A 24,392-nucleotide genomic window follows, 5' to 3' on the forward strand; every position below is an offset into this window, starting at 1 on the left:
CTCTTTGTTTGTTCAATAACGTGAAAAAGGGGAAGCATTTGTGCTTTCCCTCTCTCTTTTCCTATTTACTTTTATTATCGTCATCCATTTTCAAGACTGCCATGAAGGCCTCTTGTGGTACTTCAACCGAGCCAACTTGCTTCATGCGCTTTTTCCCTTCTTTTTGCTTCTCAAGCAATTTACGCTTACGGGAAATATCTCCGCCGTAACATTTAGCAAGAACGTTTTTACCCATCGATTTAATGGTGGATCTCGCCACAATCTTCTGGCCGATGGCCGCCTGTACAGGCACTTCAAATTGCTGTCTTGGAATCAAACTTTTTAACTTTTCAACAATTACCTTGCCACGCTCATAAGCAAAATCACGATGGACGATAAAGCTTAACGCATCCACTTTGTCGCCATTGAGTAAAATATCCATTTTTACAAGCTTGGATGTTTTGTATCCAATAAGTTCATAATCAAAGGAAGCATAGCCTTTCGTACTGGACTTTAATTGGTCGAAGAAATCGTAAACGATTTCCGAAAGCGGGATTTCATAAATCACATTTACCCGGTTTTCGTCCATATACTGCATATCAATAAAAATACCGCGCTTATTCTGGGAAAGCTCCATGACCGCGCCAACATAGTCATTTGGCACCATAATCGACGCTTTCACGTATGGCTCTTCCACCGCGTCTATTTTTTGCGGATCCGGCATATTGGAAGGGTTATCTACGTTTATTTCTTCGCCATTGGTCATCCGCACTTTATAAATAACGCTCGGTGCTGTGGTAATCAGATCAATTTTAAACTCACGCTCGATTCTTTCTTGGATAATTTCCATATGGAGGAGTCCAAGGAACCCGCAACGGAAGCCAAATCCAAGCGCCTGTGATGTTTCCGGCTCAAATTGAAGGGCGGAGTCATTTAGCTCTAATTTTTCCAGAGCTTCGCGCAAGTCATTGAATTTTGATGAATCGATCGGATAAAGCCCGCAATAAACCATCGGATTCAGCTTTCTATATCCAGGCAGCGCTTCAACTGCTGGATTATGGGCTGAAGTGATCGTATCCCCCACCCGCGTATCGCCTACATTTTTGATAGCAGCAGTCAAGAAGCCAACATCCCCGACAGTCAATTCATCGCGTACGGTTGTTTTCGGCGTGAAGACCCCCACTTCGGTGACCTCGAATTCTTTACCGGTTGCCATCATTCTAATTTTGTCCCCTGCTTTTACTGAACCATCTACGACGCGGATATAGGCAACAACGCCTCGATAAGCATCATATAAAGAATCAAAAATAAGCGCCTTTAATGGAGCTGATGAATCACCTGTTGGAGCGGGCACTTTTTCAACAATTTGCTCTAAAATTTCCTCAATCCCAATACCAGCTTTTGCGGAGGCAAGAACCGCTTCTGAAGCATCCAGACCAATGACATCTTCCACTTCTTGACGAACGCGTTCTGGTTCTGCTGCCGGCAAATCAATCTTATTGATGACCGGTAGAATTTCCAAGTCATTGTCTAAAGCGAGATAGACATTCGCCAGTGTTTGGGCTTCAATTCCTTGTGCTGCATCCACTACAAGGATTGCCCCTTCACAGGCGGCAAGGCTGCGAGACACTTCATAAGTGAAATCGACGTGTCCTGGTGTATCGATTAAATGGAAAATATACTCTTCTCCATTTTTCGCTTTATAATTCAATTGCACAGCATTTAACTTAATCGTAATGCCCCGCTCACGCTCAAGGTCCATTGAATCGAGCAGCTGGCTTTTCATCTCCCGGGAAGACAGAGCATTCGTATACTCCAATATCCGATCGGCTAAAGTAGACTTCCCATGGTCAATATGAGCAATAATCGAGAAGTTTCTGATATGCTCTTGTCTTAATTGTTTCTCTTCATTATTCATGTTTTTTCTTCACTCCTGTTAGTCGGCGCATGTATACTAGCATTGATTATATCAGCCAGAAAAGCAATTGACAATTTACAAAAGTGAAAGCATCTTAGTCAGCTTTAAAGAGTGCAAAAGTGAAGGGGAGACGAAAGTGCACAGAAACACGGTTTACTTTCTTAATCAGAAAAAACCGCTGCCGTGAAAAACGGCCAGCGGGCTCTAACTACTAAATAACGAAGCGGCAGCAAAAGTCACCGCTTCAGCTAATGATTGTCCAACTTTTGAAAATACATTCACCTGTTCTTCCTCTTTTAGTCTTTCTTTTTTTATATACAAATCAACCTCGGCTTCATCTTTTTCAAAAAAGGAAAAAGCGGGCTCTTCTTTTTGATTAGCAACCATTTGCTTATAAGAAGACGGCTCCTGCCAATTTTTATTATTATGGAAAGAGCCGATTAATACACCCATAAAGAAAATAGCGAGCACAAGGCAAGTTTTCATTAGAAAAGTTTTCATCAGAATATCCTTTCTTACTGGCGTTTACTGGGATTGTACTGCCTCCGCCTGCCAGTAATAATCTGCAAATATATCTGCAAAGGCCTCTGCTGTTCGATTGAGCTCTTCGAATGTATTGTCTACTCCTCCAAACTCAATTAGCATTGCTTTTTCAGATAAATCCTGATTAAATTTTCCATTCGTATTTTTTCCTTGCTTTAAAATAACTCCTCTAGATAATCCCTTATATTTTTTCTCTAGTAAGTTATGCCATTCCGTTGCCAGTTTTACATTTTTTTCATAGTTGGCATGCTCGGCACCGACAACAAATACGAGCTTTGCATAGCTCTTGCCATTCACAGTAGCAGTCGTTACCTTCTTGCGTTGAGAATCACGATGAATATCGATAAAATACTGTAAATCACGATTATTAGATTGTGCAGAAGCCATAACAGTACGCGATTCCTGGTAAGCTTGGCTGTATTTTTTTCCCGTCTGATTCAGCTTAGCGACAATGTCTGTTTTGTCCACTGTTGTCCCAATTCCTTTAGACTCCAGTGCCTCCTGCAGCATTTCGCCAACTTTTGTGACGTTTAAGGCTGAATGGTGAGCTGAATCAGCAGAAGAAACCCCCTGTAAATACGGCAAGTAGGACTCTCTCGTATGAGTGAAATATACGTATACCTTCTTTTTTCCGTTCGTTGTCAGGGAAGGCGGCGGGCTATCCTTTTCTTTTGGAATCTCTTTAGCCGGGGTTATTACTGCATCATTTCCCTTATCTAATGCCTCATCCGGCGGCTCCGACTCAATTGGCATATTTGTATAGTCTGTACCTTCCCCAGCTACCAATATTTCTCCATCATAAATAGAAAACCCCGGTACTTCTCTTCCCAGAAAGCTGCGCGGGTCCTGGAAACGGACATTCGTCGCGTAACGAAAGGCGAGCTCGCTCAGCGATGGAGGCCGAGCATCTTCAGGCGCGTGCGTCGCAAACAATTTGTTTTCCATCGTATACAAGTAGTAAAGCGCACCACCAGATATGTGTTCAGCTGCTTCATTAACTGAATGAGAAGAGATTCGATAGTTGTAAGTAAAGGACGTTAATAAACCGGCAACTGAAAAAAGTGTGAGGAGAGAGATCGTAAAAATCATCATTCCCTTTAAGATCGTCGACAAATTAATTGAAAAGAGGTCATACGGCTGGTTCTCCTTCATTGCTCCACCCTTTCTGCAAAAGTCTTGTACTATCGTATGACTTCATCAGAAAAAGCAGAACAATTTTATAAAGAAAAGCGGAGCCGACTGCTTTGCCCCGACAAGCATAAGACGAAATGGCGAAGTGGCGTTCTTCAGCCACATAGCCAGATCGGCTTATGACCTCGAGGGGCAAGGAGGCGTAGCTGGACAACGAAAAGCGGAAGGCGCTCGATTAGTACGATAGGAGATTGGAGGAATTTCTATGGGAGTCTCTTTTTGACTCCTGTAGAAATTTCGAAATCACCGTACGTGCTAGCGCCTGCAGCTGAACAACAAAAAGCGGAGACGGTTCGATGCCGCTGAACACCAGCAACAATACCTATTTTGTAAAGAAACCGGTATTTCCTTGGTCAACTGCTGAGTGTAAGGCCGCATTCAAACAGTTCGCTAATAAATTCGCTGTATCCTTAATAAATAAATCTACTTCCTTTGGTGTAACCATTAAATTATGGCCGAGCGGGGACAACACTTCCCGAATAAGCTGCCGTTTTTCATCTTCAGGCAATATACCGATCATGCCAAGGAACGAACGGCGATTTTCCTCATCAGGCAAGTGTTGCTCTGTCAGTTTATTTTTACCAAAAGAAAAACCGGCAGGCGCGAGCGCACCGGAAGGTCTGTCTCCCTCCTGGATTTCTTTTCCTAAATGTTTCAAGATAAAGTCAATCGTATCACTCGTAATTGAAACAGCATCTACAACAGTAGGAACGCCAATTGCAATAACTGGAATGCCGAGTGTTTTTTCGCTAAGTTCTTTTCTTTTGTTGCCTACTCCTGCTCCTGGTTGAATACCGGTATCTGCGATCTGCACGGTGGCATTAACCCGCTCAATCGATCGTGAGGCAAGCGCATCAATAACTACTAAAAAATCCGGCTTGGTTTTTTCAACCACTCCAAATACAATATCACTCGTTTCAATCCCCGTTATTCCCATCACTCCAGGAATGAGAGAGCTTACTGGCCGGTACCCTTCCTCTACTTGGTCCGGCTGCAACTCAAATAAATGTCTCGTTACCATGATCTCTCTACATACAAGAGGACCGAGAGCATCAGGTGTCACATCTTCATTGCCCAGGCCCACAACAAGGCAGCTTGCGTTTTCTTGAATACCTTTCTTTTTTAGAAAAGCGGCAAATTCATTCGCCAGCACTTTCTCTACTTCATGCTGATGACTCGTGTCGTGGGTGCGGATACCCTGGGATTCTACTGTCAAATAAAGTCCTGCCTTTTTCCCTGTCGCCTTTTCTCCCTCTTCATCGATCGTAACGGAAGTGACTGTTATGTCATTAATTTTCCGTTCTTCTGTTAGTACACCAACGACTTGCCTAGTCTTTCCCTGCCGCTCCTCGGCCATGGCTTTTGCTTCTACAACCAGATCTGTCCTTACCGCATACCGACTTAAATCAAGTGATGATTCTTTCACTATGTCTTCCCCCTTATAAATAAACTTTTACTTTAGTCTGCCCGACTGTGTAAAAGTTCATTCCTTGACACAAATTACAAATGTAACTATTGCAATCTCACCTTCTGTTTGATAGAATAACTTTTGTTCTTATAAGGAAAAATGGAAGTCGAGTAAAAGATAGAATCTCGATCGCTTTTAGGAGGTGACCGGAATGCCAAATATTAAATCTGCTATCAAACGCACAAAAACGATCCAAGAGCGCACAGAGCGCAATAACCAACAGAAATCTGCAATGCGTACAGCTGTAAAGAAATTTGAAGCAGCAGCTGCCAACAACGAGGAAAACGCAAAAGATCTTTTCGCTGAAGCAGCAAAGAATCTTGACAAAGCTGCCGCTAAAGGTTTAATCCATAAAAATGCAGCAAACCGTAAAAAGTCTCGTTTATTGAAAAAGCTAAACGCATAATCAATTAACGTTTCGCTAAATAAAAAAATCCTTCAAGAGGAATCTTGAAGGATTTTTTTATTTAGCTGAGTATCATCTCCGGGCCGTGGGTGACACTGTTGATTTCAGTAAGTATCCTTTATCTGCTTGTTTTCATCAAGCTTTGAAGCTTAAATAAAAACATCTCAATAATAAGCGGTTTCGCCATCGCACTCGTTTTCATTTGCAGGTCACTGTCGGCGAGCATCATCATGATCGAGGCCAGTTGCTCATCTGAAAAATTTCTGGCCTGACCAGCAGCAAGCTTCACTCTAAAGGGATGGACTTTTAGAAAGCTAGCTATTTGCTGCTGACCATATCCCTTTCTCGCTAAATCCTTCGTCTGATAAATCAACCGGAATTGATTAGCGATCACTGCCAGGATCTTAATTGGCTCCTCATTCAGCTTCAGTAGGTCATAGTAAATACGAAAAGCTTTCTCCACTTTCCTCGTTACTACTTTATCAACCAAAGCAAAAATATCCTGCTCTAAAGAGCGAGCTGTTAGACGATCCACCACTTCTACTGTGATTGGCTGCTCTCCGGAAGTGTAAAGAGATAATTTATCAAGCTCTGAAGCAAGCATCATCAAGTCTGTACCCGCAATAGCGAGGAGATGGTCTAACGCCTCTTCGTCTATGTGCGCCTGACTGGCATTTGCACGAGCGCGAAGCCAAGCTTTTAGCTCCTTTTCATTCAATTTATTTGCTTCCATCACTTCTGTATTTTTTTTAAGCAGCTTTGTGACTTTTTTGCGCTCGTCTAATTTTTCATAAGGAGCTGAAAAGACCAATATCGTATACGGTGCCGGATCGGCTATGTATTCCTCAAGCTTTTTCGTATTATGCTCAACCTTATCTTTAGATCGTTCAGCCGTCAAAAATGTTGGATTGTTTAAAATGACTATTTTTTTCTCTCCCATAAAGGGAAAAGTTTCTGCTTCTTCAAGAGCTGTTTCCACAGGGATTTCTTCTAAATCATAGACCGAAAAATTAAAATCCATCTCTTCTTCTGTCAGCACCGACTGAATCAACCTGTGCTTGGTTTCATTAATTAAAAACTCTTCAGTTCCATACAGCAAGTAAATTGCTGACAATTGTTTTTGATCGATTTTTTTCCAAATGGGCATCAATGGCTTTTCTCTCCGTTTTCATGTATGATACTCTCATGTTAAAAAAGCTATTCCCATTTGACAAGGGGAAACTTCCAAAGAAGCTCCCCCGTGATCTATATAAACGCCAGCAACGCTGCCCCAGGAAACAGCTTTGCAGACGGTGATCATGTTAGTTGTATTTTCACCGGATTTGTGAATCTTATTGCAGTTAACTCTTGTCAATGCAGGAATTAGCAAGGACAGTCTGGATTTTTTATAAAGGTTCGTCTATACTATAGATGAAATAGGAGGGGTAGTTGTGAACGAATTTGAAAAAAATGTCCAATCAAAACGTAATGACGCAATAGACTCTGGCGTTGCTTTTGGTGTTTCTTTCGCGTTTTTCGCCATCATCTTCATTATCGCACAGGTTATCAAATTCATTGGATAACTGCCGCAAGAGCCCGACAATTGACGGGCTTTTTCTATTTACCGAGCTAGTCATTTTTCTTTATATATTTTACGGATAGACGGCTGAAAATGTGCCTGTTTCTCCATTCTTATACGCATATACAATCTCCCCGTGAATATCTGTTCGCCAAACTGCAACTCCCTGGTCCTGAAGCCTCTCAATAACTTCCTTATGAGGATGCCCATACCGATTGTTTTTCCCAAGAGAAATAACAGCTGTTTCAGGATTCATGTTGGTTATAAAAGGGGCTGTTGTTGAAGACCGACTTCCATGATGTCCGACTTTTAATACATCTACATCCATAGAAAATTTTTTGAGAAGCTGTGTTTCTCCTTCTGCCTCCATATCTCCGGTAAAGAGCCACTTCTTTTCACCTATTACTGCATAAATCACGATTGAATCGTCGTTTCCTTCATAATGATTATCTGCAGGGGACACAATTTGAAAGTAAGCCTCTCCCTCCTGCCAGCTTTCCATATACTTTCCATAGCGAACAGAAACCCTATGCATGGCAGCCCGTTCAATCGTTTGTTTCATGACAGGTTTGGATTCTGATCCTGGACTAATGACTATCTCCTTAATAGCAATATGACCGAGCAGCTCCTCCGCAGCTCCTATATGGTCATAGTCGCTATGCGTAAGAATTAATTTATCAATGCGGGTAATTCCCTTCCCTTTTAGGTAAGGAAGAAGAACATCACTTCCAATCGAAAAATTTCTCTTTTGCCTTTGCCATTCTTCTTTTTGAAATGGCAGCAATCCACCTGTATCGATTAGATAATTTCCTTTGTTAAACGGAAGGGTAATTAAAATGGCATCTCCCTGCCCGACATCGACAAAGGACACCTCTCCCGTTGCAGAGTACGTAGGAAGCATAACGGGCACACCAATGATGACTACCAGAAAGGCGCTAATCCGCTTCCCATTTAAAGTTTTTTCCCATTGGAGAAAGCCTGCAGCAACGAAAAGACACATGAAAATAAGTAAAAAGTCGTCTGGCCGGCCAGTCGTCATAACAGCTCCTGGCCACTGGCTAATCTTCACTGCTGCTCGATCTACTTGCTCAAGCAAAAAGCGGAGCGGCTCTAATAAGAGATCAACAGGACCTAATATGATACTTAACAAAAAAGCAATGAAAAGGAACGGCAAAACGAAAAAGGAATAGAAAGGGGCAAAAAATAAGTTAGCAGCAAAAGAATAGAGGGAAACCTCAAAAAAGTGATACATTAACACTGGCAAACCGGCTATTTGAGAAACAGACGTGACAATGAACATATTTCTTAAGGGAGAGACGGAAGAAGATAAAATCACTTTCGAAGAGAGGAGCAGAGCAAAACTAATGAGGTAAGAAAGTTGGAAGCCTGCTTGGTAAATAAAGTAAGGATCGTACAAAATAACGAGAATAAAGCTTGTACTGAGGGCATCAAGGGCCGTGAATTTATGATGGAACCGCACGGCTAATAATATGAGAAGGGTCATCAACACAGCTCTGATTACGGGAGGAGATCCGCCAGCTAAGAGTGCATAGATCGGAAGCGAGATAAGCAAGATAAGCTGTGCCGTTTCCTTCACAATACCGATTCGTATCATCGCATAATAAACAAGGGAAGTAATCAAACCAACGTGAAGGCCTGAGATAGCAAGCAAATGAATAACACCGAGGCGCTGATAAGCCTCCATTACATCCTCCTCTGTTGATGAGCGGTCACCAAATAATAAGGCAGTAGCAACCGGCTGCAAGCTTTCAGGAAAAGCTGTCTTTAAATGATTGATCCCTTTTAGTCGCCAATGGATGATGCGCTCTTTAACAGATTTTTCTTTTTTTACACACGACGATAACGACAGGCGATCAACCTTAAGCTGCCAAAAGATATGGTTACGCTTGAGAAACAATTGGTAGTCAAATCCATTGCGGTTTCTTTTCCCTTCTGGCTCTTCAAGTTTTCCAGAAACACGACATATCGTACCTGGTAACAATATTCCCTGAAGTTCTTCTGCCTCTGCAGAGGAAGCCAGCCGATAAAGAAGACGCAAATTCTCCTTATTTCCTGCGGTTACGGTTGCTTTCAGCCGGTCACCGTCGATCAATGTTTCATCAGAGAATAACACAGACCAGCTTTCTTCTTTTCCAGTAAAAGCTGTTACATTCCGTTCTTCAGAGAATTGACCCACTAAAAAGCCAAGAACAACACAACTAAAAAAAGCTACTCTTCCTCCTCGATCAAATTTAAAGATAAAAAAGAAAGCAGTAGCAGACAGCAGAAAACGGATGCTTCCTAGAACAGGAAGCCCCCATATCAAACCTGAAAGCAGGCCGACTGCCATGTAAATAAGCTTTCCACGCATGATATCTCCTTACAATTTTTTAAGAAAGATGGACAACTTCAATATCTTTCAAAAAATGCTGATTCCACTTGTTTGGATAGGCATTTCTGTAGACAATTTTTTTGATTCCGGCTTGCGCCAATGTTTTTGCACAATTTTCACAAGGTTCATGAGTAACATATGCAGCGGCTTCTTTAAGCTTATCTCTTTCTGCGTGAAGTACAGCATTTAACTCCGCATGTAGACACCGGATACAGCGCTTTTCATCTGACAAAAGGCAGCCCTCTTCATCGCAATGGTCATGGCCATGAATAGAGCCATTGTACCCTGTTGCAATAATATGCTTATCTTTCACAATCACACAGCCCACATGGAGACGGTTGCATGTTGAACGGGTGGAAACTACTTCTGCAATGTCTAAAAAATATTCATCCCAACTCTTTCTGCTCATTCATTCTCACTCTTTCTTTAGCAATATTATTTTTCTTTAGTGTAGCGGCAAGAAAAAGCTTTCGTCAATCCCTCTTACTGTATGACAACGAGCGAAGCCATCTTTTCAAACGTCTTTTCTCCGATACCTGACACATTTTTTAAATCTTCTGGCTTTGAGAATGATCCTGTCGTCTCTCTATAATCAATAATCGCCTGTGCTTTCGCCTTTCCAATACCGGGCAGCTGTTGGAGCTCCTCAACGGAGGCTTCATTTATATTAACCGCACTTCCGCTGCTGTCTGATGAATGTCCTTGTGCGCTTTCCTGCGGTGGAATGACAGCTGCTAGTTCTTCCGGCGGTTCTTCTCCGATTTTTGGTACGTAAATAACCATTTCATCTTGCAGTTTTTGGGCCAGATTAATCGCTGTCCGGTCCGCTTCTTTTTGAAAGCCGCCTGCCTTCGCTACAGCATCGTTAATCCGTTCTCCACTTTTCAACGAATAAATTCCGGGAGCCACGACAGCCCCTTTCATATCAACCATCACAATGGAGGGCTCCTGCTGTTCTTGTGAAGGCACTGGCGGCGAGGAAACCTCCTTTTGTTCGGCCGGTACCATTTCTTTCATTATCGGCTCTTCCGGTGAGGGCGCTTCTTCAGTCAGCTGATAAAGGCCAAATGCAACGAGGGCTCCTCCTGCCCACAAGTACATTTTATACTTGCTAATCAACGCTTTTACATCCATCGTCTTCACCTCTTTCTCATAAACTTCAATTTTTTTCATACATTGTAAGAGCAACTTGCATAAGGAGGAATGCTGAATGAAGATAGGAGTAGCCGGAACAGGCAATATGGGGGAAATTTTAATTGATGCCTTAATTGCATCTAGAGCTGCGTCTGCCTCTGATTTATTGATTATGAACCGGACGAGGGAAAAAGCTGAACGCATTCAAAAAAGACATCCTGATATACATGTTTGCGGGAACGTTTCTGAGCTTGTTGATTTATGCGATCTTTTATTTATCTGTGTCAAGCCGCATGATATACACCCGCTTCTTCAAGAGGTCCGGCATTTATTTCGTTCTGAACAATGCGTCGTATCCATTACAAGCCCGGTTAGCACCGCTCAGCTTGAATCCGTCCTTCCCTGTTCATGCATGCGGATGATTCCCAGTATTACAAATAAAGTGTTATCAGGAACCGTACTTTATACGTATGGAGAGAAATGCGAAGAAGATTGGAAAAAAGAAATGGAGCAGCGGATGAATAAACTGTGCAAAGAGGCCGTAGAAATCGACGAGTCTGTCACCCGCGCTGCTTCAGACCTCGTGAGCTGTGGTCCGGCATTTATTAGTTTTTTAACGAGAAAGTTTATTGAGGGGGCAGAGACTACGGGAATGGACCCACAAACAGCAGAAAAGTTAGCGGAATCGATGCTCGCTGGATTGGGAGAACTATTTAAACAAAAGGAATACACTCTTGCTCAATTAGAGGAAAAAGTATGTGTAAAAGGAGGCGTAACAGGAAAAGGAATTGCTGTGTTAGAAGCAGAAACCGGAGATATGTTCACAAAACTTTTTCAAGCGACTCATGAGAAGTTTGCCGAAGATAAACAAGAAACAGCAGCGCAATTTGGAATCCCTTAATACTATTCGCTCTCTAGTAAGTAAATCCTCTTTATTTTATGAAATAATAATTTTAAAACATAAAACTGGAGGAACGAAAATGCATTTGTTCCTCCAGTTTGAGAATGAAAAGCTATATCACTGGATTCTTGCTTCACTAACAGGCGGGACTGTTTTTACAAGCGAAAAATATTCTCTCGCTCGTTTCTTTTGGAGGCTGCCCAGTGAAATCAGCCGTTATTTCAATGTCGGTAAACCCAGTTTCTTGAAGCCATCCTCTATATTGTTCACTTGCAAACGAACGCTGGACATGCCATTCATCAAACCGCTCATATAACTCCAAACCTTCTTCACGGACAAAGAAAGTAAGTTCATGTTCAATGCTATCTGGCTGCTCGCCGTCGAAACAATTCCAGATATAAGAGACGGTATCATCAACAGCTGTAAAAGTCCCGTCCTTAAAAATGCGACGCATTTTATATAAAGAATGGACATCGAACAACAGCAATCCACCCGGCTTCAGATGTCTTTGTACCGCTCGAAGTGTAAGCTTTATGTCCTCTTCTTCTGTTAGGTAATTAAGAGAATCGCAAAAAATCGTTACCGCATCAAATTGTCCAAGCCCTTCCAAGTTACGCATGTCCTGCTGAAATAAAGGGATAGACAGCTGTTTCTTCTCTGCTTTTTGCCGGGCTGCGAGCAGCATGCTGTCCGATAAATCGACGCCCGTCACATCCCATCCTGCTTTTGCTAGACGCCAGGTAAATTCGCCCGTACCGCAAGCAAGGTCTAACACGCTTTTCCCAGATAGCCCGGATGTATGCTGCTGAAAAAAATCCATCCACTTATCATAGGGAACGTCTTCCATTAAAAAATCGTACACACTGGCAAAACGTTCATATGTCATGAAAGCAACTCGCTCTCCACATCCAGCTCAGGCGCATCTCCCCAAAGCCGCTCAAGATTATAATAAAGCCGTTCATCTCGATGGAATACATGGATAATCAAATCGCCAAGGTCAATCAATACCCATCGCGCTTCGTCAAATCCTTCCATCCGTTTCACTCCGTAGCCAAGCTCTTCCGCCTGCTCCTTAACTTCACGGGCAATAGCTTGTACCTGCTTATCAGAATTCCCATGACAGATCATAAAATAGTCCGCCATTAATGAAATTCCCTGCATATCTAAAACGACAATATTCTCCGCTCGCTTGTCATCTGCTGCATTAACAACTCGTTGTAAAAGTTCTGGTTGACCCATTAATTAGCCCCCTCTTTTTTCATCGTTAAATCATTGTACGTATGAAAGGTATCCGGATAAACCGGCTGATTTTTTTTCATTAAAAATTGAATGGTATTTTTTAACGCTTGAATTAAAGCAGCGTCTAAATTATTCTTTGCTAATTCGCGTACCTCTTCCACGCCCGGAAAGTGACGCCCCGGCTCAATATAGTCCGCAACATAAACGACTTTTTCAAGCAAAGTCATTCCCATTCTTCCCGATGTGTGATAACGAATAGCATCCAATACTTCTTCATCTTCTATACCAGCTTCTTTTTGCACTAAATAAGCGCCTACCGGAGCATGCCACAGCTCCGAATGAAAGGCCAGCAATTGCGGGTCCATCTGTTGCTGTTCAATGATCGTCGCCATCTCTTCTTTTGGACGAAACTTTGCATAATCGTGAAAAATGGCAGCGAGTTCGGCTTTTTCAACATCCGCTCCGTATTTTTCAGCCAGCATAATGGCCGTTTCTACTACACCAAGCGTATGAACGTAGCGATGTTCTGTTATTTGCTTTCTTACTAGCGAAAGCGCCTCCTCACGTTTCATATAAACGATTCTCCTTTATATAATCGATGACCTGTTCGGGCAATAAATAACGCAATGTTCCTCCGCCCGCCGCTCTTTGCCTCAGCATCGTAGAAGAAAGGTGGATTTCCGGTGCTTCAATAAGCCGCACTGGATATGGCGTCTCTACTGAATATCCCGGCCTGCGCACTCCAACAAATGTGATCATACGGCTCAGTTCATCAATTTTATACCATTTGGGCAGGTATTCGATCATATCACCACCAATGATAAAGTAAAACTCGGTTTCAGGCTCCCTCTCCTTTAACATTTTCATCGTATCAAACGTATAAGAGGTTCCTTTCCGCTCAATTTCTATTAATTCCGTGGAAAAATATGGTTGCCCATCAATAGCTGCTTGCAGCATGCAAATACGATCTTCGTCACTGATACGATGATCAATCTCCTTGTGCGGCGGAACATAGTTAGGCATAAAGCGGATCTCATCTAAATGAAGAGCCTCCAGCACTTCATTGGCTATGATCAAATGACCAAGATGCGGTGGGTTAAATGTGCCACCTAAAATGCCCGTCTGTTTTTTCATCGCGGCAGTTCAATCCTTTTGCTTTCTCTGGATTCTTTATATAACACAATGATGCTGCCAATCACCTGCACAAGCTCAGCACGGGCTCCTTTAGCTAGCTCCTCTGCTACCTCACGCTTGTCTTCCCCGCAATTTTGGAGAACGCTCACTTTAATCAGTTCACGCGCTTCAAGCGCATCGGCGATTTGTTTAACCATATTTTCATTTACTCCGCCTTTCCCCACCTGGAAAATTGGATCTAAATGATGGGCTTTCGAGCGTAAAAAAGATTTTTGCTTAGTTGTTAACATAATTGCCTCCCAATTGATGACGTACAATTTCTTCCATTCTCTTGATATCAGGCGTTTGGCCTGTCCATTTTTCAAAAGCAAGCGCTCCTTGATAAACGAACATTTTTAGTCCATTTTGGATGCGAGCTCCTTGCTTTCTCGCTTCTTGTAAAAGCTTGGTTTCCAAGGGATTATAAATAATATCCGAAACAAATGCCCCCGGCTTGATCTTTTCAACTGAAATAGGACTCTCCCCGATAAGCGGAGACATTCCGATCGACGTCGTTTGGATAATAATATCGTACTCTCCCAGCTGTTCTGCTGCTTCATTGATTGTTTTTACTGTGCTTTTCACAGGATAAGGACAGCTCTCCACAAGGTTCATTGCTTTTTCAGACGTTCGGTTAGCCATGTCAATCCGGGTTACGTTCTCTGAAGCAAGCGTGTAATAAATCGCACGTGCTGCCCCTCCTGCTCCGATAAGCAACACCCGTTTTTCTTCAAGAGGCGCTCCATAGGCTTCTCGAAGTCCACGGACAAATCCTGCTCCATCTGTATTGTACCCTGTCCATCCTCCATTTTCACGAACAACCGTATTCACCGCTCCAATTGCTTTTGCCAATGGATCGACTTGATCAAGCAAAGGCATAATCGCTGATTTATGAGGAATCGTTACATTAAATCCTTGTATACCAATTACCTTCATTCCCTGAACAGCCGTGGCTAAGTCATTAGGCGTTATATGAAAAGGATGATAGTAGCCATCAATGCCGAGGCGAGTGAACGCATCATTGTGCATGGCAGGGGACATCGAATGGGCAATTGGATCACCGATGACACCAAATAATTTTCTCATTGCTTCTCTCCCCTAAATTAAAGATTTCCGCAAAAATACATTGACACCTTTCGGCACATGAGCAGCCACTTTGGCCCCTGGTTCATTGATAGTAACCCATCCGAGCCCAGAAAAGACTATGTCCACTTTGTCTTCCTTAATCATAAACTCATGGCGTATCAATGGAGGGAATGTCTCTATTTCTTCCCTCCGTGGCGGGGTCAGTAACTCCCCGGCATGCACGTTGTACAACTCATCTGCTTTTTCTAATTTTGTGCGATGAATCGTTAATTCATTTGACAAATAACAAGTAAAGGAACGACGACCGCCCGCAAGATAATCAAAGCGGGCCAGCCCACCAAAAAACAACGTTTGCTGTTCATTCAGCTGAAAAATCTTTGGCTTTATCTCTTTTTTCGGTGTAATGTATTTTAAATCTCTTTTATCTACGAAGTGAGCCATTTGATGATGATTAATGATCCCCGGCGTGTCAACAAGAAAATGGCCGTCATCCAGCGGGATCTTGATCATATCCAGCGTCGTGCCTGGAAAATGGGAGGTAGTAATGACATCTTTCTCTCCCGTTCCCTCCTTGATGATTCGATTAATAAACGTCGATTTTCCTACGTTTGTACAGCCGACCACATATACGTCTTTCCCGTCTCTATAACCGTCGATTGCCTGCATGGCTTCTTTCATAGAAGCTCCTTTAGCTGCGCTGACCAGCAGCACATCGACCGGCTTTAAGCCAAGCTCTTTTGCTTGCTGCTTCATCCAATGAACTAGCTTATTTTTTTTCACTGATTTAGGAAGCAGATCGACTTTGTTGCCGATTAATAGGACAGGGTTTTTTCCAACAAAACGATGCAACCCCGGAAGCCAGCTTCCATTAAAATCAAAAATATCAACAATTTTTACGATTAAGCTGTCTGTCTGTCCCAGTGTATTTAAAATTTTTAAAAAGTCGTCATCTGTTAATGAGACATCCTGCACTTCGTTATAATTCTTTAAGCGAAAGCAACGCTGGCAGACGATCTCTTCTTTTTCAAGAGCTGAAGCCGGTGCGTAGCCAAGTCCTGCAGGATCCTCTGTTTGCACGCTGATCCCGCATCCTATACAAATGATGTTTTCGTTATTCACTTACTTTCCTCCCATTGAATTAAACCTTTTCGTTTAAAGGCATTCATGATCCGCCGTTCAATCCGGCGGTTGAATTTTGTCCAGAAGCCATCTGTCTGGGCAACAGGCACCACTAAAATCGTATAAAAACCATTGCGGTTGCCGCCAAATATGTCCGTTAGCAGCTGATCGCCAATAACAACTGTTTCTTCCTTTTTCACTCCTAAGATTTTAACAGCTCTTCGAAATGCTTTTCCCATTGGTTTGCGAGCCTCAAAAATATAAGGAATCTCAATTGGCTGCGAAAAAGCACTAACCCTTTTTTGATTATTATTGGAAACAATTAGTACTTTAATGCCTGCTTTTTTCATCTCATCGAACCAGTTTAACAATTCTGGTGTAGCATCCGGTCGATCCCAAGCTACTAATGTATTATCCAAATCGGTAATGATGGCTTTCATTCCTTTGGACTTCAGATACTCCGGTGTAATATGGAAAATGCTTTTTACATACCTGCTTGGCAAAAATTTCTTTAACAATCCCTGCACCCCGTTCTTTTGGCTTTCATTGCCTTTATCATAGCGGATTTTAGCTATTGTGACAAAATAAAACGTACATCAACAATATTTAAATTTTTACAATAAATAAGAAATATTTTCCGACATTTTTTTCATCTCTTTATTGTGGATAACTTTATACACATTATCCCTTTAGTTTTTTACCCTTTCCACCTACTTAAACACAACCTATCCACACTTTATCCACTTCATCCTGTGGATAAAGGAACACTTGTTCTTTTTGTTTATATTTAGTAAAGTGGGGTAGTAAACTACTTGAACCTAACATCTTATGCGACTTCATCTATTATAGACCACTTATTTTTTTGGAGGTGAATAAAGAATGAACCGCATTTCAGATGATTTATTATTGGAAGCTTATGCAAAAGCACGCAAGCTCGAGCTTAGCCGTGACTTTATCTTGTTGATTGAAGATGAATTAAAAAAGAGAGCTCTTTACTATCAAGTAAAAGCACACTAATAGAAAGCACTTGCTTAAGCAGTGCTTTTTTTATACGAGTGTGCCCACTTTTTCACCAACCTTTATTTCGCAAGGCACACTCAGCCGCTCATTCCATGCAAATGTCCCGGGCTCAAACAAAAGAACAACCGTCGAGCCGAAATTAAAATAAGCGACTTCTTCCCCCTGTCTCCAAGTTAGCCCGTGATGAGAGCGTTCAATCGAATTTACAAACATGGCTCCTACTTTTACTACCGCCATTTTTCCAGAATCAAATTCCAGCTCCGTAATTTCTCGATAATTTTTAGCAAGAGGTTTTCTGCCGTATTTTAAACCGTGACTATTGACAGGATAAGAGTGTTTGCCAAGCGTCCATTTTTGAACGACCCGGCCGTTGATCGGACTATGAATTCGATGGTAATGGCTTGGACTCAAGTAAAAAACGAGAAATGTCCCTTTCTCATAACCAGCTGCTTTTCCACTGTTACCAAGCATTTCAGTCACAGAATAAGGCTTTCCTTTCACCATTATTTCATGGCCGCTCGTAATCATACCTTTTTCTGCAAGCAGCGCATCGACAGGACTCACAACATGATCGTCTCCATAATCAATCGTCCTTGCGTCCGGCAGCAACTGGCGCATAAAGAAATCATGAAGTGTTTGATAATGTTCAACCGGATGAGCCATTTCTTGCTCATTGACCCTGTATGCTTTCATAAAAGGGCGGATCATCGGCTTACTTAGGGAAGAACTTGTATATCGTTCAAGGAGTCGTGAAGACCACCTCTTATTTGTCAGTTCAATAAAAAAGCGATATAAGTAGCGTTGCACGATTCAACCTCCAAAAATTTAAAAAATCCTATCCACTTTATGGTATAATAGATCATCATCAAAATATTATTATATAATAAACTATCAGCAGATTTCCTGCTAAATTCGAGGAGAGTGTAAATTTGTTTATTTCTCAAGTTATAGATATCACTATAAAGAAAGCAAAAGCTCAAACAGCCAACGTGCTAACATTAGGTAATTTAGCTTTAGGCGGCTTTTCTATCTTAATGACGATGCACGCTCAGTACCATCTTGGCCTGCTGCTTATTTTCATAGCGGCCCTTGCTGATCGTTTTGATGGAATGGTTGCCCGCAGAATGAATATTGAATCTGAATTAGGCAAGCAGTTGGATTCGATGTGCGACATTATCTCTTTTGGGGTGGCTCCCGCTCTGTTACTTTATATAGGAATCTTATCTGAGTTTGGCTTTCCTGGATCCTTTTTCACGGTCTTCTACATCGGCTGTGGCGCTTTTCGGCTAGCTCGCTTCAATATTTCTGAGAACAACGGCTATTTTCACGGCTTGCCGATCACAGCAGCTGGATGCTTGCTCACCCTTAGCTATTTAGCTATTCCTTATCTTCCCATGCCTTCATTCATGGTTATTATTATGTGCTTATCCTTATTGATGATTAGCCCTTTTAAACTAAAAAAGGTTTAAACCTCCCCCGGGAAATCCCCGGGGTTTTTTATTGCCATTAGTAAAAACCATCTGCTTTTCTCGCCTTCCTTTTTCTCTTTCATATGACATTCCTCGCCTTTTCTTCGAAAATTCAAGAGGACAGGCAAATCAGCGGCCCCTCTCTCATACACTTAGGACAACAGCGGATTTACCAAAGGAGGAGGTTCAATGCTCGGCATTCTTGCTGCTCTATCTTACGCGGTAAAAGAATTAATTTTCTTTGTCTCCTATGTAAAAAATAACGCCTTCCCGCAGCCTTTGTCTCCTAAAGAAGAAAGGATCTACTTAGAGAAAATGGCAAAAGGCGATGCAGAGGCCCGCAACAAGTTGATCGAGCACAATCTTCGGCTTGTCGCACACATTGTGAAGAAGTTTGAAAATACTGGAGAGGATTCCGAAGATCTTATTTCAATCGGAACGATTGGTTTAATTAAAGGGATTGAGAGCTACTCAGGAGGAAAGGGGACAAAATTAGCTACATATGCCGCGCGATGTATTGAAAATGAAATTTTAATGCATTTGCGTGCCTTGAAGAAAACAAAAAAAGACGTCTCCCTTCAAGACCCAATCGGACACGACAAAGAAGGAAATGAAATCAACCTGCTCGATATTCTAAAGTCGGAAGATGAGGATGTGTTGGAGCATATTCTGCTGACAATCGAGCTGAAAAAAGTATTGAAATTTTTACGAGTCCTGGATGAACGCGAGCAAGAGGTGATCATTGCTCGCTTTGGTTTAAATCAAAATGAAGAAAAAACCCAACGGGAGATCGCTAAAGAGCTTGGCATTTCCCGCAGCTACGTATCACGAATTGAAAAGCGTGCCCTTATGAAAATGTTCCATGAGTTCTATCGTGAAGAAAAAGGTAGGGGGCATTAGAGAACTAAGAGCGGCTTCCACGAGAGAAGCCGCTCTTAGAAAAATAAAAATATCTATCGAGATCATCCTTCAGCGATAAGCTGACAGCTCTGTCTTTCTGTTTGTCCAGCTGCAGCAGCCAGCCCGTACGGCGGTTTCGTCCTCTCGGGCGGAGCCAAAGAGCGCCTCCTTGTCGAGGCCTCCAACCTCCTATCGGGCCAAACAGGCTGCTTCCGCTTTTCTGTTTTAATCAATTGTAATGGATACTAGCACTCCCATAATTGTAGCAAGCAGCAATCCCATAATCATCATGACCATTCTTCTTCACTCCTTACATACTCAAAAAGCTATTTACTATTAATGTACCACAAATGGAATGTAGTGTAGCACGCTTTTCACAAATTATTCACATTTCATTGACGGGACAATTGATTGACGATCCCCACGACAAGATTGGCCGAATGGCGGGCTGCTTTTGGCAGGAATTGCTCGAATGACACATCGGATTCTTTGCCCGCAATATCGGAGATCGAACGAATAATTACAAATGGAACACCAAATTGATAAGCTACCTGAGCAATGGCCGCTGCCTCCATTTCAACAGCTTGCAACCCATTAAATTTCTTTCCTACCTCAAGCACACGCGCTGGATCGCTCATAAATGCATCTCCTGTCGCGATCAACCCTTTCACTACTTGTTCCTCTCCAGCTTCGCTCGCACAGCCCACGGCAATGCTAATCAGCTTTTCATCCGCTTCAAAAGCAGCAGGAAGCTGTGGTACCTGGCCGTACTCATAACCAAACGCCGTCACGTCTACATCATGGTGGCGCACTTCTGTAGAAATTACAACATCCCCTACATTAAGCGCAGGATTTAGCCCACCCGCTGAACCTGTATTGATCACAGCGTCCGGCCGGAAATGATGCAGTAAAATGGCTGTCGTCATTGCAGCGTTGACCTTTCCAATACCAGAGCGCAGCAGAATGACCTCAGCCCCATTCAATGTTCCAGTTGTAAACTCGCTATTAGCTATCGTTTCCACTTGACGATTTTCCATTTGCTCGCGCAAAATTACCACTTCTTCTTCCATTGCTCCAATAATTGCTATTTTCACTTTCTTCTCCTCCGTTCTTTCCATGTACCTGTCTCATTTTAGCATTTTTTTCACAGAACTGCTTGCCACTTCTTCCTTTTATCTTGTATACATAAGAAGAAACTAAACTAATTTGAAAGGGGAAAGAGCATGCAGTTTCAACTCGACTTAATTGAAGATAAAATTGAATTTTTTGAAGCGACTACCCTCGCTTCTCTAGAGAAAAAAATTGCTGAAAAAATCGAACAAAACCGAGCTATTCTGTTAGGTGTCCACTCGGTCAGCCATCAGATGCAAATTGATGCAGATGGTCATAAGCACTTTTCAGCTGTCGTTCACTTTAAAGCCAAGTAAGAAAAACAGAAATTCCTATTTGGCCTGATAGACAAAAAATGAGGAGACCCGCCAATGCGCGTCCCCTCTCAAAACTTACCGCCCTTTATCATTATGCTTTAGCTTGTACATTTTTACCGGCTTCCAACCCTCGCCGTCCACCCAGTTTATATATACACGATAGGCGTTGTTCGGGTCACTTTTTGGCGAAATGGTTCCGATTGCTCCTTGAGGGCCATCTCCGCTAATATACCAGACGATCATTTCTTCTTGAGGAATACCTGTTGCATAAGATAACGCTTCTTTCTTCTCTTTCCAATCCACTGAATTGCTATCAAATGAAGAAGTATGCTGTCCTGATTGCGAAGTGCCGACGCCTGTCCAATTTGGGTTCTCTATTTCTTTTTCAACATTTGGCTCATCGCTCTCTTTTTCGATGACTCCTTCTTGATCATTTTCTTTCTTCTCTTGCTCATCCTCTTTCTTCTCTTGCTCATCCTCTTTCTTCTCTTCGTCTGTTGTGTCTTGGTCTGTTGTGCCTTCTTCCTCTTCTGTTACGTCAGATGACGGCTCATCTTGCTTATTAGCCGAAGATTGTTGCGTCTCCGTTTTCGGCTTAGGCGGCTGTGCAGCTTCTTCTTTTCCACCGCCTGAAAAAATAGTGAACGCAACAACAATAATTAAAAGAACGACAACAGCAATGGCGGTATTTAAAATTCGATTTGTTTTTCTTCGTTTAGATTTTCTTTCTGTACGTGATGGCTGTGCCATGTTACGACTCCTCTCTCTTTGGCATCATTCACATTTTATCATGTCTCTACTTGAACATGAAGTTATTTTAACCGAAAAAAGCGCTAAAGACCTACTGTCTTTAGCGCTTTTTTCTATTCATTATTTAATTGAGACGATTTTCACTTTCATTTCTCCGCCAGGTGTCTGCACGATGACTTCATCGCCCACTTCTTTGCCAAGCAGACTTTTCGCAATCGGAGAATCGTTTGAAATTTTCCCTTCGAATGGGTCGGCTTCTGCACTACCAACGATTGTATAAGCTTCTTCTTCACCATCCGGCAGCTCAATAAATACAACTGTCTTTCCTAAAGAAACGACGTTGCTGTTATCCTCTTCAATGATTTCCGCATTGCGAATCATTGCTTCAATTGTGCCGATGCGCCCTTCAACAAAGGCTTGCTCCTCCTTCGCTGAATCGTACTCGGAGTTTTCCGATAAATCCCCGAAACTGCGGGCAATTTTAATTCTTTCTACAACCTCCTTGCGCTTAACGGTTTTTAAATATTCTAGTTCCTGTTCTAACTTTTCTTTCCCCTCTTTAGTCATTGGGTATACTTTTTCTGTTGACAAGTCCCTTCCACTCCTTTTCATCTCGCTGCCTTCCTTGGTGAGGAAAACAAGTAAACATGAGCAGGCTGCCTCATTTAGAGCAGCTTTTGCCGCATTCATATATAGGGAAAGCGTTTTCCTCTATATATGAGCGCGCCATAAGCCCGCTCCAATGGTTGAGACAGCCTTTGTTTTTAAAAGATTATGTCTGTTTCATAAAAAGATACTATAAAATGGCTTTTTGTTCAAGAACCGTTTGAATTTTTGTTACCATGAGGTCGATGGCTACATGATTTTGGCCACCTTCCGGGATAATAATATCTGCATAGCGCTTCGTTGGTTCAATGAACTGGTTATGCATCGGCCGGACTATATTTAAGTATTGATCAACGACAGATTCAAACGTACGTCCCCGCTCCTTAATGTCCCGAATCATCCGGCGAATAATGCGCAAATCTGCATCCGTATCAACAAATAACTTAATATCCATTAAATCACGCAGACGCTCATCCTCCAGTACGAGAATGCCTTCAAGTATAATGACATCTTTCGGCTCCATCCGGATCGTTTCAGCCGAACGTGTATGCCGAGCATAATCATACACCGGCTTTTCGACTGCTTTGTATTCCAATAAATTTTCAATATGACTGATGAGTAAATCGTTATCAAAAGCAAGGGGATGATCATAGTTCGTCTTCAGCCGTTCTTCAAATGGCAGATGACTTTGATCTTTATAATAATAGTCTTGCTCAATAACCATAACAGAATGTCCTTTAAAATGCTCGGCAATTGACTTTGTAACGCTCGTTTTGCCGGAACCGGAACCGCCGGCAACACCGATGACAACTGGCTTTTGGTCCATGAAACTTATTCAAGCCCCTTTCGCATCATGTTATTTGGGTACACTGGTTTTGCTGTTTTAAAACGGACAATTTGCAGCGGGTGGCGAGCGGCATCCAACTCATTCCCCTGCTCATCCCATATCACCTCTACCGTTTGTGTGAAACCTTCAATTTCCGGACCAAAGAACTCGACTTCGTCTCCCGGGCGGAAAAAGTTCCGTTGTTGCAGAGTAACGATTCCTGTCTCTTCTTCATAATCAAGAACAAGTCCGGCAAAATCATATGAAGCTTTTTTCCCATGAACACCAAATAACTGCTCTTCTACGCCAGGAGTGCCTTCGAAGAAAGCCGGAGCTGCTGGGCGGTTCGCACATTTTTCAAGTTCATCGAGCCATTCCTGCTTGATTTGAAAATGATCTGGATCGGCACAGTAAGCATCAATTACCTTTCGATAGACACTAACCACTGTCGCAATGTAGTGAATGGATTTCATACGGCCTTCAATTTTTAAGCTGTCTATGCCTAACTCAATGAGCTTTGGAATCGATTCAACAAGCTTTAAATCTTTTGGACTCATCGCAAAAGGCGAATCATCCTCAGAAAATAAAGCCTGTTCGCCGTTATCCTCAAGTGAATAAAGGTCATAGTCCCAACGGCATGACTGACAGCATCCTCCCCGGTTTGAATCACGGGCCGTCATATGATTACTCAGGACACAGCGGCCTGAATAAGCAATACACATTGCACCGTGAATAAATGTTTCAATTTCAATATCAACCTTTTCCTTCATTTCACGCATTTCTTCACTTGTTGTTTCTCGAGCAAGAACAACCCGGTGCAGCCCTTCCTCTTTCCAGTACTGAACTGCACGCCAGTTAGACAAAGATTGCTGTGTGCTCAAGTGGACTTCCACTTTTGGTGCAACACGCCGGCATGTCTCAATAATAAGCGGATCTGCGACGATAATACCGGTGATGCCAGCCTCCTGCAATCCTCGCAAATAGTCTTCGAGCCCGTCTATGTTCTCATTGTGCGCATAAATGTTAGTTGTTACATATATTTTGGCCCCATATTTTCGAGCAAACTCCACGCCTTCTTTCATTTCTTCTAATGTAAAGTTTCCCGCATTTGAACGAAGGCCATACTCTTGACCGCCAATATACACAGCGTCTGCTCCGTAATGAATAGCGATCTTTAATTTCTCAAGTGTGCCTGCTGGCGCCAGCAATTCTGGTTTTTTCACAATAACCCGCTTGCCGTCAACGACGGTTGAAATCTTATCGTTTATAACCGCACTCACGTTTGTT

The 24,392-nt window shown here is 42.4% G+C and carries 29 protein-coding genes; 7 read left to right on the top strand and 22 right to left on the bottom strand.

What is annotated here, in order from left to right:
* Positions 1–61: 61 nt before the first annotated feature.
* The 4 genes from lepA to gpr all read right to left on the bottom strand — a co-directional run bounded on the left by lepA (position 62) and on the right by gpr (position 5,057).
* Positions 62–1,897, bottom strand: a complete 1,836-nt coding sequence (gene lepA / locus ACH0BF_RS14730; protein ID WP_120033171.1) for a translation elongation factor 4 — start codon at positions 1,895–1,897, stop codon at positions 62–64.
* 204 nt (positions 1,898–2,101) lie between these two features.
* Positions 2,102–2,398, bottom strand: coding sequence for a DUF3679 domain-containing protein (locus ACH0BF_RS14735; RefSeq protein WP_340853233.1), 297 nt, complete (start codon positions 2,396–2,398; stop codon positions 2,102–2,104).
* A 24-nt stretch (positions 2,399–2,422) separates the two neighbouring features.
* Positions 2,423–3,592: a stage II sporulation protein P gene (gene spoIIP / locus ACH0BF_RS14740; protein ID WP_120033177.1), complete on the bottom strand. Its 1,170-nt coding sequence runs from the start codon at positions 3,590–3,592 to the stop codon at positions 2,423–2,425.
* Positions 3,593–3,953: 361 nt separating this feature from the next.
* Positions 3,954–5,057, bottom strand: a complete 1,104-nt coding sequence (gene gpr / locus ACH0BF_RS14745; RefSeq protein WP_406909566.1) for a GPR endopeptidase — start codon at positions 5,055–5,057, stop codon at positions 3,954–3,956.
* A 193-nt stretch (positions 5,058–5,250) separates the two neighbouring features.
* On the opposite strand from gpr, the gene rpsT reads away from it, so the two are divergent.
* Positions 5,251–5,505, top strand: a complete 255-nt coding sequence (gene rpsT / locus ACH0BF_RS14750; protein WP_120033185.1) for a 30S ribosomal protein S20 — start codon at positions 5,251–5,253, stop codon at positions 5,503–5,505.
* 118 nt (positions 5,506–5,623) lie between these two features.
* Here rpsT and holA read toward each other — a convergent pair whose 3' ends face one another.
* Positions 5,624–6,652 carry a DNA polymerase III subunit delta gene (holA, locus tag ACH0BF_RS14755; RefSeq protein WP_340856369.1) on the bottom strand — a complete coding sequence of 343 codons (1,029 nt, stop codon included), beginning with the start codon at positions 6,650–6,652 and terminating at the stop codon, positions 5,624–5,626.
* A 283-nt stretch (positions 6,653–6,935) separates the two neighbouring features.
* On the opposite strand from holA, the gene ACH0BF_RS14760 reads away from it, so the two are divergent.
* Positions 6,936–7,067: a YqzM family protein gene (locus ACH0BF_RS14760; RefSeq protein ID WP_049663293.1), complete on the top strand. Its 132-nt coding sequence runs from the start codon at positions 6,936–6,938 to the stop codon at positions 7,065–7,067.
* Positions 7,068–7,136: 69 nt separating this feature from the next.
* Here the strand turns inward: ACH0BF_RS14760 and ACH0BF_RS14765 are convergent, their stop codons facing one another.
* From ACH0BF_RS14765 to ACH0BF_RS14775, 3 genes are all read right to left on the bottom strand, one after another.
* Positions 7,137–9,434, bottom strand: a complete 2,298-nt coding sequence (locus ACH0BF_RS14765; protein WP_406909567.1) for a DNA internalization-related competence protein ComEC/Rec2 — start codon at positions 9,432–9,434, stop codon at positions 7,137–7,139.
* Between the two features lie 19 nt (positions 9,435–9,453).
* A complete protein-coding gene (locus tag ACH0BF_RS14770) occupies positions 9,454–9,864 on the bottom strand; it encodes a deoxycytidylate deaminase (protein WP_120033191.1) in 411 nt (136 codons plus the stop codon).
* A gap of 74 nt (positions 9,865–9,938) precedes the next feature.
* On the bottom strand, positions 9,939–10,589 hold the full coding sequence (locus tag ACH0BF_RS14775; protein WP_182916985.1) for a helix-hairpin-helix domain-containing protein: 651 nt from the start codon (positions 10,587–10,589) through the stop codon (positions 9,939–9,941).
* Positions 10,590–10,665: 76 nt separating this feature from the next.
* On the opposite strand from ACH0BF_RS14775, the gene comER reads away from it, so the two are divergent.
* Entirely contained in the window at positions 10,666–11,490 is an 825-nt protein-coding gene (comER, locus tag ACH0BF_RS14780; protein WP_340853220.1) for a late competence protein ComER, read from the top strand.
* Positions 11,491–11,626: 136 nt separating this feature from the next.
* Here comER and ACH0BF_RS14785 read toward each other — a convergent pair whose 3' ends face one another.
* Genes ACH0BF_RS14785 through ACH0BF_RS14820 form a run of 8 tightly spaced genes read right to left on the bottom strand, consistent with a single transcriptional unit; the run spans position 11,627 to position 16,625 of the window.
* Positions 11,627–12,376, bottom strand: coding sequence for a class I SAM-dependent DNA methyltransferase (locus tag ACH0BF_RS14785; RefSeq protein ID WP_120033197.1), 750 nt, complete (start codon positions 12,374–12,376; stop codon positions 11,627–11,629).
* Entirely contained in the window at positions 12,373–12,729 is a 357-nt protein-coding gene (rsfS, locus tag ACH0BF_RS14790; protein WP_340853216.1) for a ribosome silencing factor, read from the bottom strand. Before rsfS ends, ACH0BF_RS14785 begins: the two co-directional genes overlap by 4 nt.
* Positions 12,729–13,301, bottom strand: coding sequence for a bis(5'-nucleosyl)-tetraphosphatase (symmetrical) YqeK (yqeK, locus tag ACH0BF_RS14795; RefSeq protein ID WP_406909568.1), 573 nt, complete (start codon positions 13,299–13,301; stop codon positions 12,729–12,731). Before yqeK ends, rsfS begins: the two co-directional genes overlap by 1 nt.
* Positions 13,291–13,863: a nicotinate-nucleotide adenylyltransferase gene (locus tag ACH0BF_RS14800; protein ID WP_120033204.1), complete on the bottom strand. Its 573-nt coding sequence runs from the start codon at positions 13,861–13,863 to the stop codon at positions 13,291–13,293. The genes yqeK and ACH0BF_RS14800 overlap by 11 nt, the downstream gene beginning before the upstream one ends.
* Positions 13,860–14,153 (bottom strand): ribosome assembly RNA-binding protein YhbY, encoded by a 294-nt coding sequence (gene yhbY / locus ACH0BF_RS14805; protein WP_120033207.1) that lies wholly within the window; start codon positions 14,151–14,153, stop codon positions 13,860–13,862. Before yhbY ends, ACH0BF_RS14800 begins: the two co-directional genes overlap by 4 nt.
* On the bottom strand, positions 14,140–14,988 hold the full coding sequence (gene aroE / locus ACH0BF_RS14810) for a shikimate dehydrogenase (protein WP_340853208.1): 849 nt from the start codon (positions 14,986–14,988) through the stop codon (positions 14,140–14,142). Before aroE ends, yhbY begins: the two co-directional genes overlap by 14 nt.
* A 12-nt stretch (positions 14,989–15,000) precedes the next feature.
* The gene (gene yqeH / locus ACH0BF_RS14815) at positions 15,001–16,107 is read right to left on the bottom strand and encodes a ribosome biogenesis GTPase YqeH (RefSeq protein ID WP_120033210.1); all 1,107 of its coding nucleotides are present in this window, start codon (positions 16,105–16,107) and stop codon (positions 15,001–15,003) included.
* Positions 16,104–16,625 (bottom strand): YqeG family HAD IIIA-type phosphatase, encoded by a 522-nt coding sequence (locus ACH0BF_RS14820; protein ID WP_120033213.1) that lies wholly within the window; start codon positions 16,623–16,625, stop codon positions 16,104–16,106. Before ACH0BF_RS14820 ends, yqeH begins: the two co-directional genes overlap by 4 nt.
* 361 nt (positions 16,626–16,986) lie before the next feature.
* Here ACH0BF_RS14820 and sda point away from each other — a divergent pair, with 361 nt between their 5' ends.
* Positions 16,987–17,124 (top strand): sporulation histidine kinase inhibitor Sda, encoded by a 138-nt coding sequence (sda, locus tag ACH0BF_RS14825; RefSeq protein ID WP_120033216.1) that lies wholly within the window; start codon positions 16,987–16,989, stop codon positions 17,122–17,124.
* A 30-nt stretch (positions 17,125–17,154) separates the two neighbouring features.
* Here the strand turns inward: sda and ACH0BF_RS14830 are convergent, their stop codons facing one another.
* On the bottom strand, positions 17,155–17,934 hold the full coding sequence (locus ACH0BF_RS14830) for a phosphatidylserine decarboxylase (protein WP_120033219.1): 780 nt from the start codon (positions 17,932–17,934) through the stop codon (positions 17,155–17,157).
* A gap of 122 nt (positions 17,935–18,056) precedes the next feature.
* Between ACH0BF_RS14830 and pssA the strand changes: the two genes are divergently transcribed.
* Together pssA and sigK are read left to right on the top strand one after the other, a co-directional pair.
* Positions 18,057–18,596, top strand: coding sequence for a CDP-diacylglycerol--serine O-phosphatidyltransferase (pssA, locus tag ACH0BF_RS14835; RefSeq protein WP_120033222.1), 540 nt, complete (start codon positions 18,057–18,059; stop codon positions 18,594–18,596).
* Positions 18,597–18,785: 189 nt separating this feature from the next.
* Positions 18,786–19,496 carry an RNA polymerase sporulation sigma factor SigK gene (gene sigK / locus ACH0BF_RS14840; protein ID WP_120033225.1) on the top strand — a complete coding sequence of 237 codons (711 nt, stop codon included), beginning with the start codon at positions 18,786–18,788 and terminating at the stop codon, positions 19,494–19,496.
* 392 nt (positions 19,497–19,888) lie between these two features.
* Here the strand turns inward: sigK and mtnN are convergent, their stop codons facing one another.
* Positions 19,889–20,590 carry a 5'-methylthioadenosine/S-adenosylhomocysteine nucleosidase gene (mtnN, locus tag ACH0BF_RS14845; RefSeq protein WP_340856367.1) on the bottom strand — a complete coding sequence of 234 codons (702 nt, stop codon included), beginning with the start codon at positions 20,588–20,590 and terminating at the stop codon, positions 19,889–19,891.
* Positions 20,591–20,719: 129 nt separating this feature from the next.
* Between mtnN and ACH0BF_RS14850 the strand changes: the two genes are divergently transcribed.
* On the top strand, positions 20,720–20,923 hold the full coding sequence (locus ACH0BF_RS14850; RefSeq protein WP_120033231.1) for a DUF2536 family protein: 204 nt from the start codon (positions 20,720–20,722) through the stop codon (positions 20,921–20,923).
* A 75-nt stretch (positions 20,924–20,998) separates the two neighbouring features.
* Here ACH0BF_RS14850 and ACH0BF_RS14855 read toward each other — a convergent pair whose 3' ends face one another.
* The 4 genes from ACH0BF_RS14855 to ACH0BF_RS14870 form a co-directional block, all read right to left on the bottom strand.
* Complete coding sequence (locus tag ACH0BF_RS14855; RefSeq protein ID WP_406909570.1) at positions 20,999–21,673, bottom strand: YrrS family protein; 675 nt, start codon at positions 21,671–21,673, stop codon at positions 20,999–21,001.
* A 120-nt stretch (positions 21,674–21,793) separates the two neighbouring features.
* Entirely contained in the window at positions 21,794–22,264 is a 471-nt protein-coding gene (gene greA, locus ACH0BF_RS14860) for a transcription elongation factor GreA (protein WP_120037833.1), read from the bottom strand.
* A gap of 205 nt (positions 22,265–22,469) precedes the next feature.
* Positions 22,470–23,105: a uridine kinase gene (gene udk / locus ACH0BF_RS14865; protein WP_120033237.1), complete on the bottom strand. Its 636-nt coding sequence runs from the start codon at positions 23,103–23,105 to the stop codon at positions 22,470–22,472.
* Positions 23,106–23,110: 5 nt separating this feature from the next.
* Positions 23,111–24,385: a peptidase U32 family protein gene (locus ACH0BF_RS14870; protein WP_120033240.1), complete on the bottom strand. Its 1,275-nt coding sequence runs from the start codon at positions 24,383–24,385 to the stop codon at positions 23,111–23,113.
* Positions 24,386–24,392 lie beyond the last annotated feature (7 nt).

It is taken from the genome of Pseudobacillus sp. 179-B 2D1 NHS (assembly GCF_045370945.1).
Lineage (GTDB): Bacteria > Bacillota > Bacilli > Bacillales > Domibacillaceae > Pseudobacillus.

What these genes read in the sequence shown, in the direction of transcription:
- rpsT (WP_120033185.1), top strand. Translation starts at nt 5,251, where the DNA reads ATGCCAAATATTAAATCTGCTATCAAACGCACAAAAACGATCCAAGAG.
- sda (WP_120033216.1), top strand. Translation starts at nt 16,987, where the DNA reads ATGAACCGCATTTCAGATGATTTATTATTGGAAGCTTATGCAAAAGCA.
- ACH0BF_RS14765 (WP_406909567.1), bottom strand. Translation starts at nt 9,434, where the DNA reads ATGCGTGGAAAGCTTATTTACATGGCAGTCGGCCTGCTTTCAGGTTTG.
- yhbY (WP_120033207.1), bottom strand. Translation starts at nt 14,153, where the DNA reads ATGTTAACAACTAAGCAAAAATCTTTTTTACGCTCGAAAGCCCATCAT.
- rsfS (WP_340853216.1), bottom strand. Translation starts at nt 12,729, where the DNA reads ATGGGTCAACCAGAACTTTTACAACGAGTTGTTAATGCAGCAGATGAC.
- ACH0BF_RS14735 (WP_340853233.1), bottom strand. Translation starts at nt 2,398, where the DNA reads ATGAAAACTTTTCTAATGAAAACTTGCCTTGTGCTCGCTATTTTCTTT.
- spoIIP (WP_120033177.1), bottom strand. Translation starts at nt 3,592, where the DNA reads ATGAAGGAGAACCAGCCGTATGACCTCTTTTCAATTAATTTGTCGACG.
- lepA (WP_120033171.1), bottom strand. Translation starts at nt 1,897, where the DNA reads ATGAATAATGAAGAGAAACAATTAAGACAAGAGCATATCAGAAACTTC.
- holA (WP_340856369.1), bottom strand. Translation starts at nt 6,652, where the DNA reads ATGCCCATTTGGAAAAAAATCGATCAAAAACAATTGTCAGCAATTTAC.
- udk (WP_120033237.1), bottom strand. Translation starts at nt 23,105, where the DNA reads ATGGACCAAAAGCCAGTTGTCATCGGTGTTGCCGGCGGTTCCGGTTCC.
- ACH0BF_RS14785 (WP_120033197.1), bottom strand. Translation starts at nt 12,376, where the DNA reads ATGACATATGAACGTTTTGCCAGTGTGTACGATTTTTTAATGGAAGAC.
- ACH0BF_RS14775 (WP_182916985.1), bottom strand. Translation starts at nt 10,589, where the DNA reads ATGGATGTAAAAGCGTTGATTAGCAAGTATAAAATGTACTTGTGGGCA.
- aroE (WP_340853208.1), bottom strand. Translation starts at nt 14,988, where the DNA reads ATGAGAAAATTATTTGGTGTCATCGGTGATCCAATTGCCCATTCGATG.
- comER (WP_340853220.1), top strand. Translation starts at nt 10,666, where the DNA reads ATGAAGATAGGAGTAGCCGGAACAGGCAATATGGGGGAAATTTTAATT.
- ACH0BF_RS14800 (WP_120033204.1), bottom strand. Translation starts at nt 13,863, where the DNA reads ATGAAAAAACAGACGGGCATTTTAGGTGGCACATTTAACCCACCGCAT.
- ACH0BF_RS14770 (WP_120033191.1), bottom strand. Translation starts at nt 9,864, where the DNA reads ATGAGCAGAAAGAGTTGGGATGAATATTTTTTAGACATTGCAGAAGTA.
- sigK (WP_120033225.1), top strand. Translation starts at nt 18,786, where the DNA reads ATGCTCGGCATTCTTGCTGCTCTATCTTACGCGGTAAAAGAATTAATT.
- yqeK (WP_406909568.1), bottom strand. Translation starts at nt 13,301, where the DNA reads ATGAAACGTGAGGAGGCGCTTTCGCTAGTAAGAAAGCAAATAACAGAA.
- ACH0BF_RS14855 (WP_406909570.1), bottom strand. Translation starts at nt 21,673, where the DNA reads ATGGCACAGCCATCACGTACAGAAAGAAAATCTAAACGAAGAAAAACA.
- ACH0BF_RS14850 (WP_120033231.1), top strand. Translation starts at nt 20,720, where the DNA reads ATGCAGTTTCAACTCGACTTAATTGAAGATAAAATTGAATTTTTTGAA.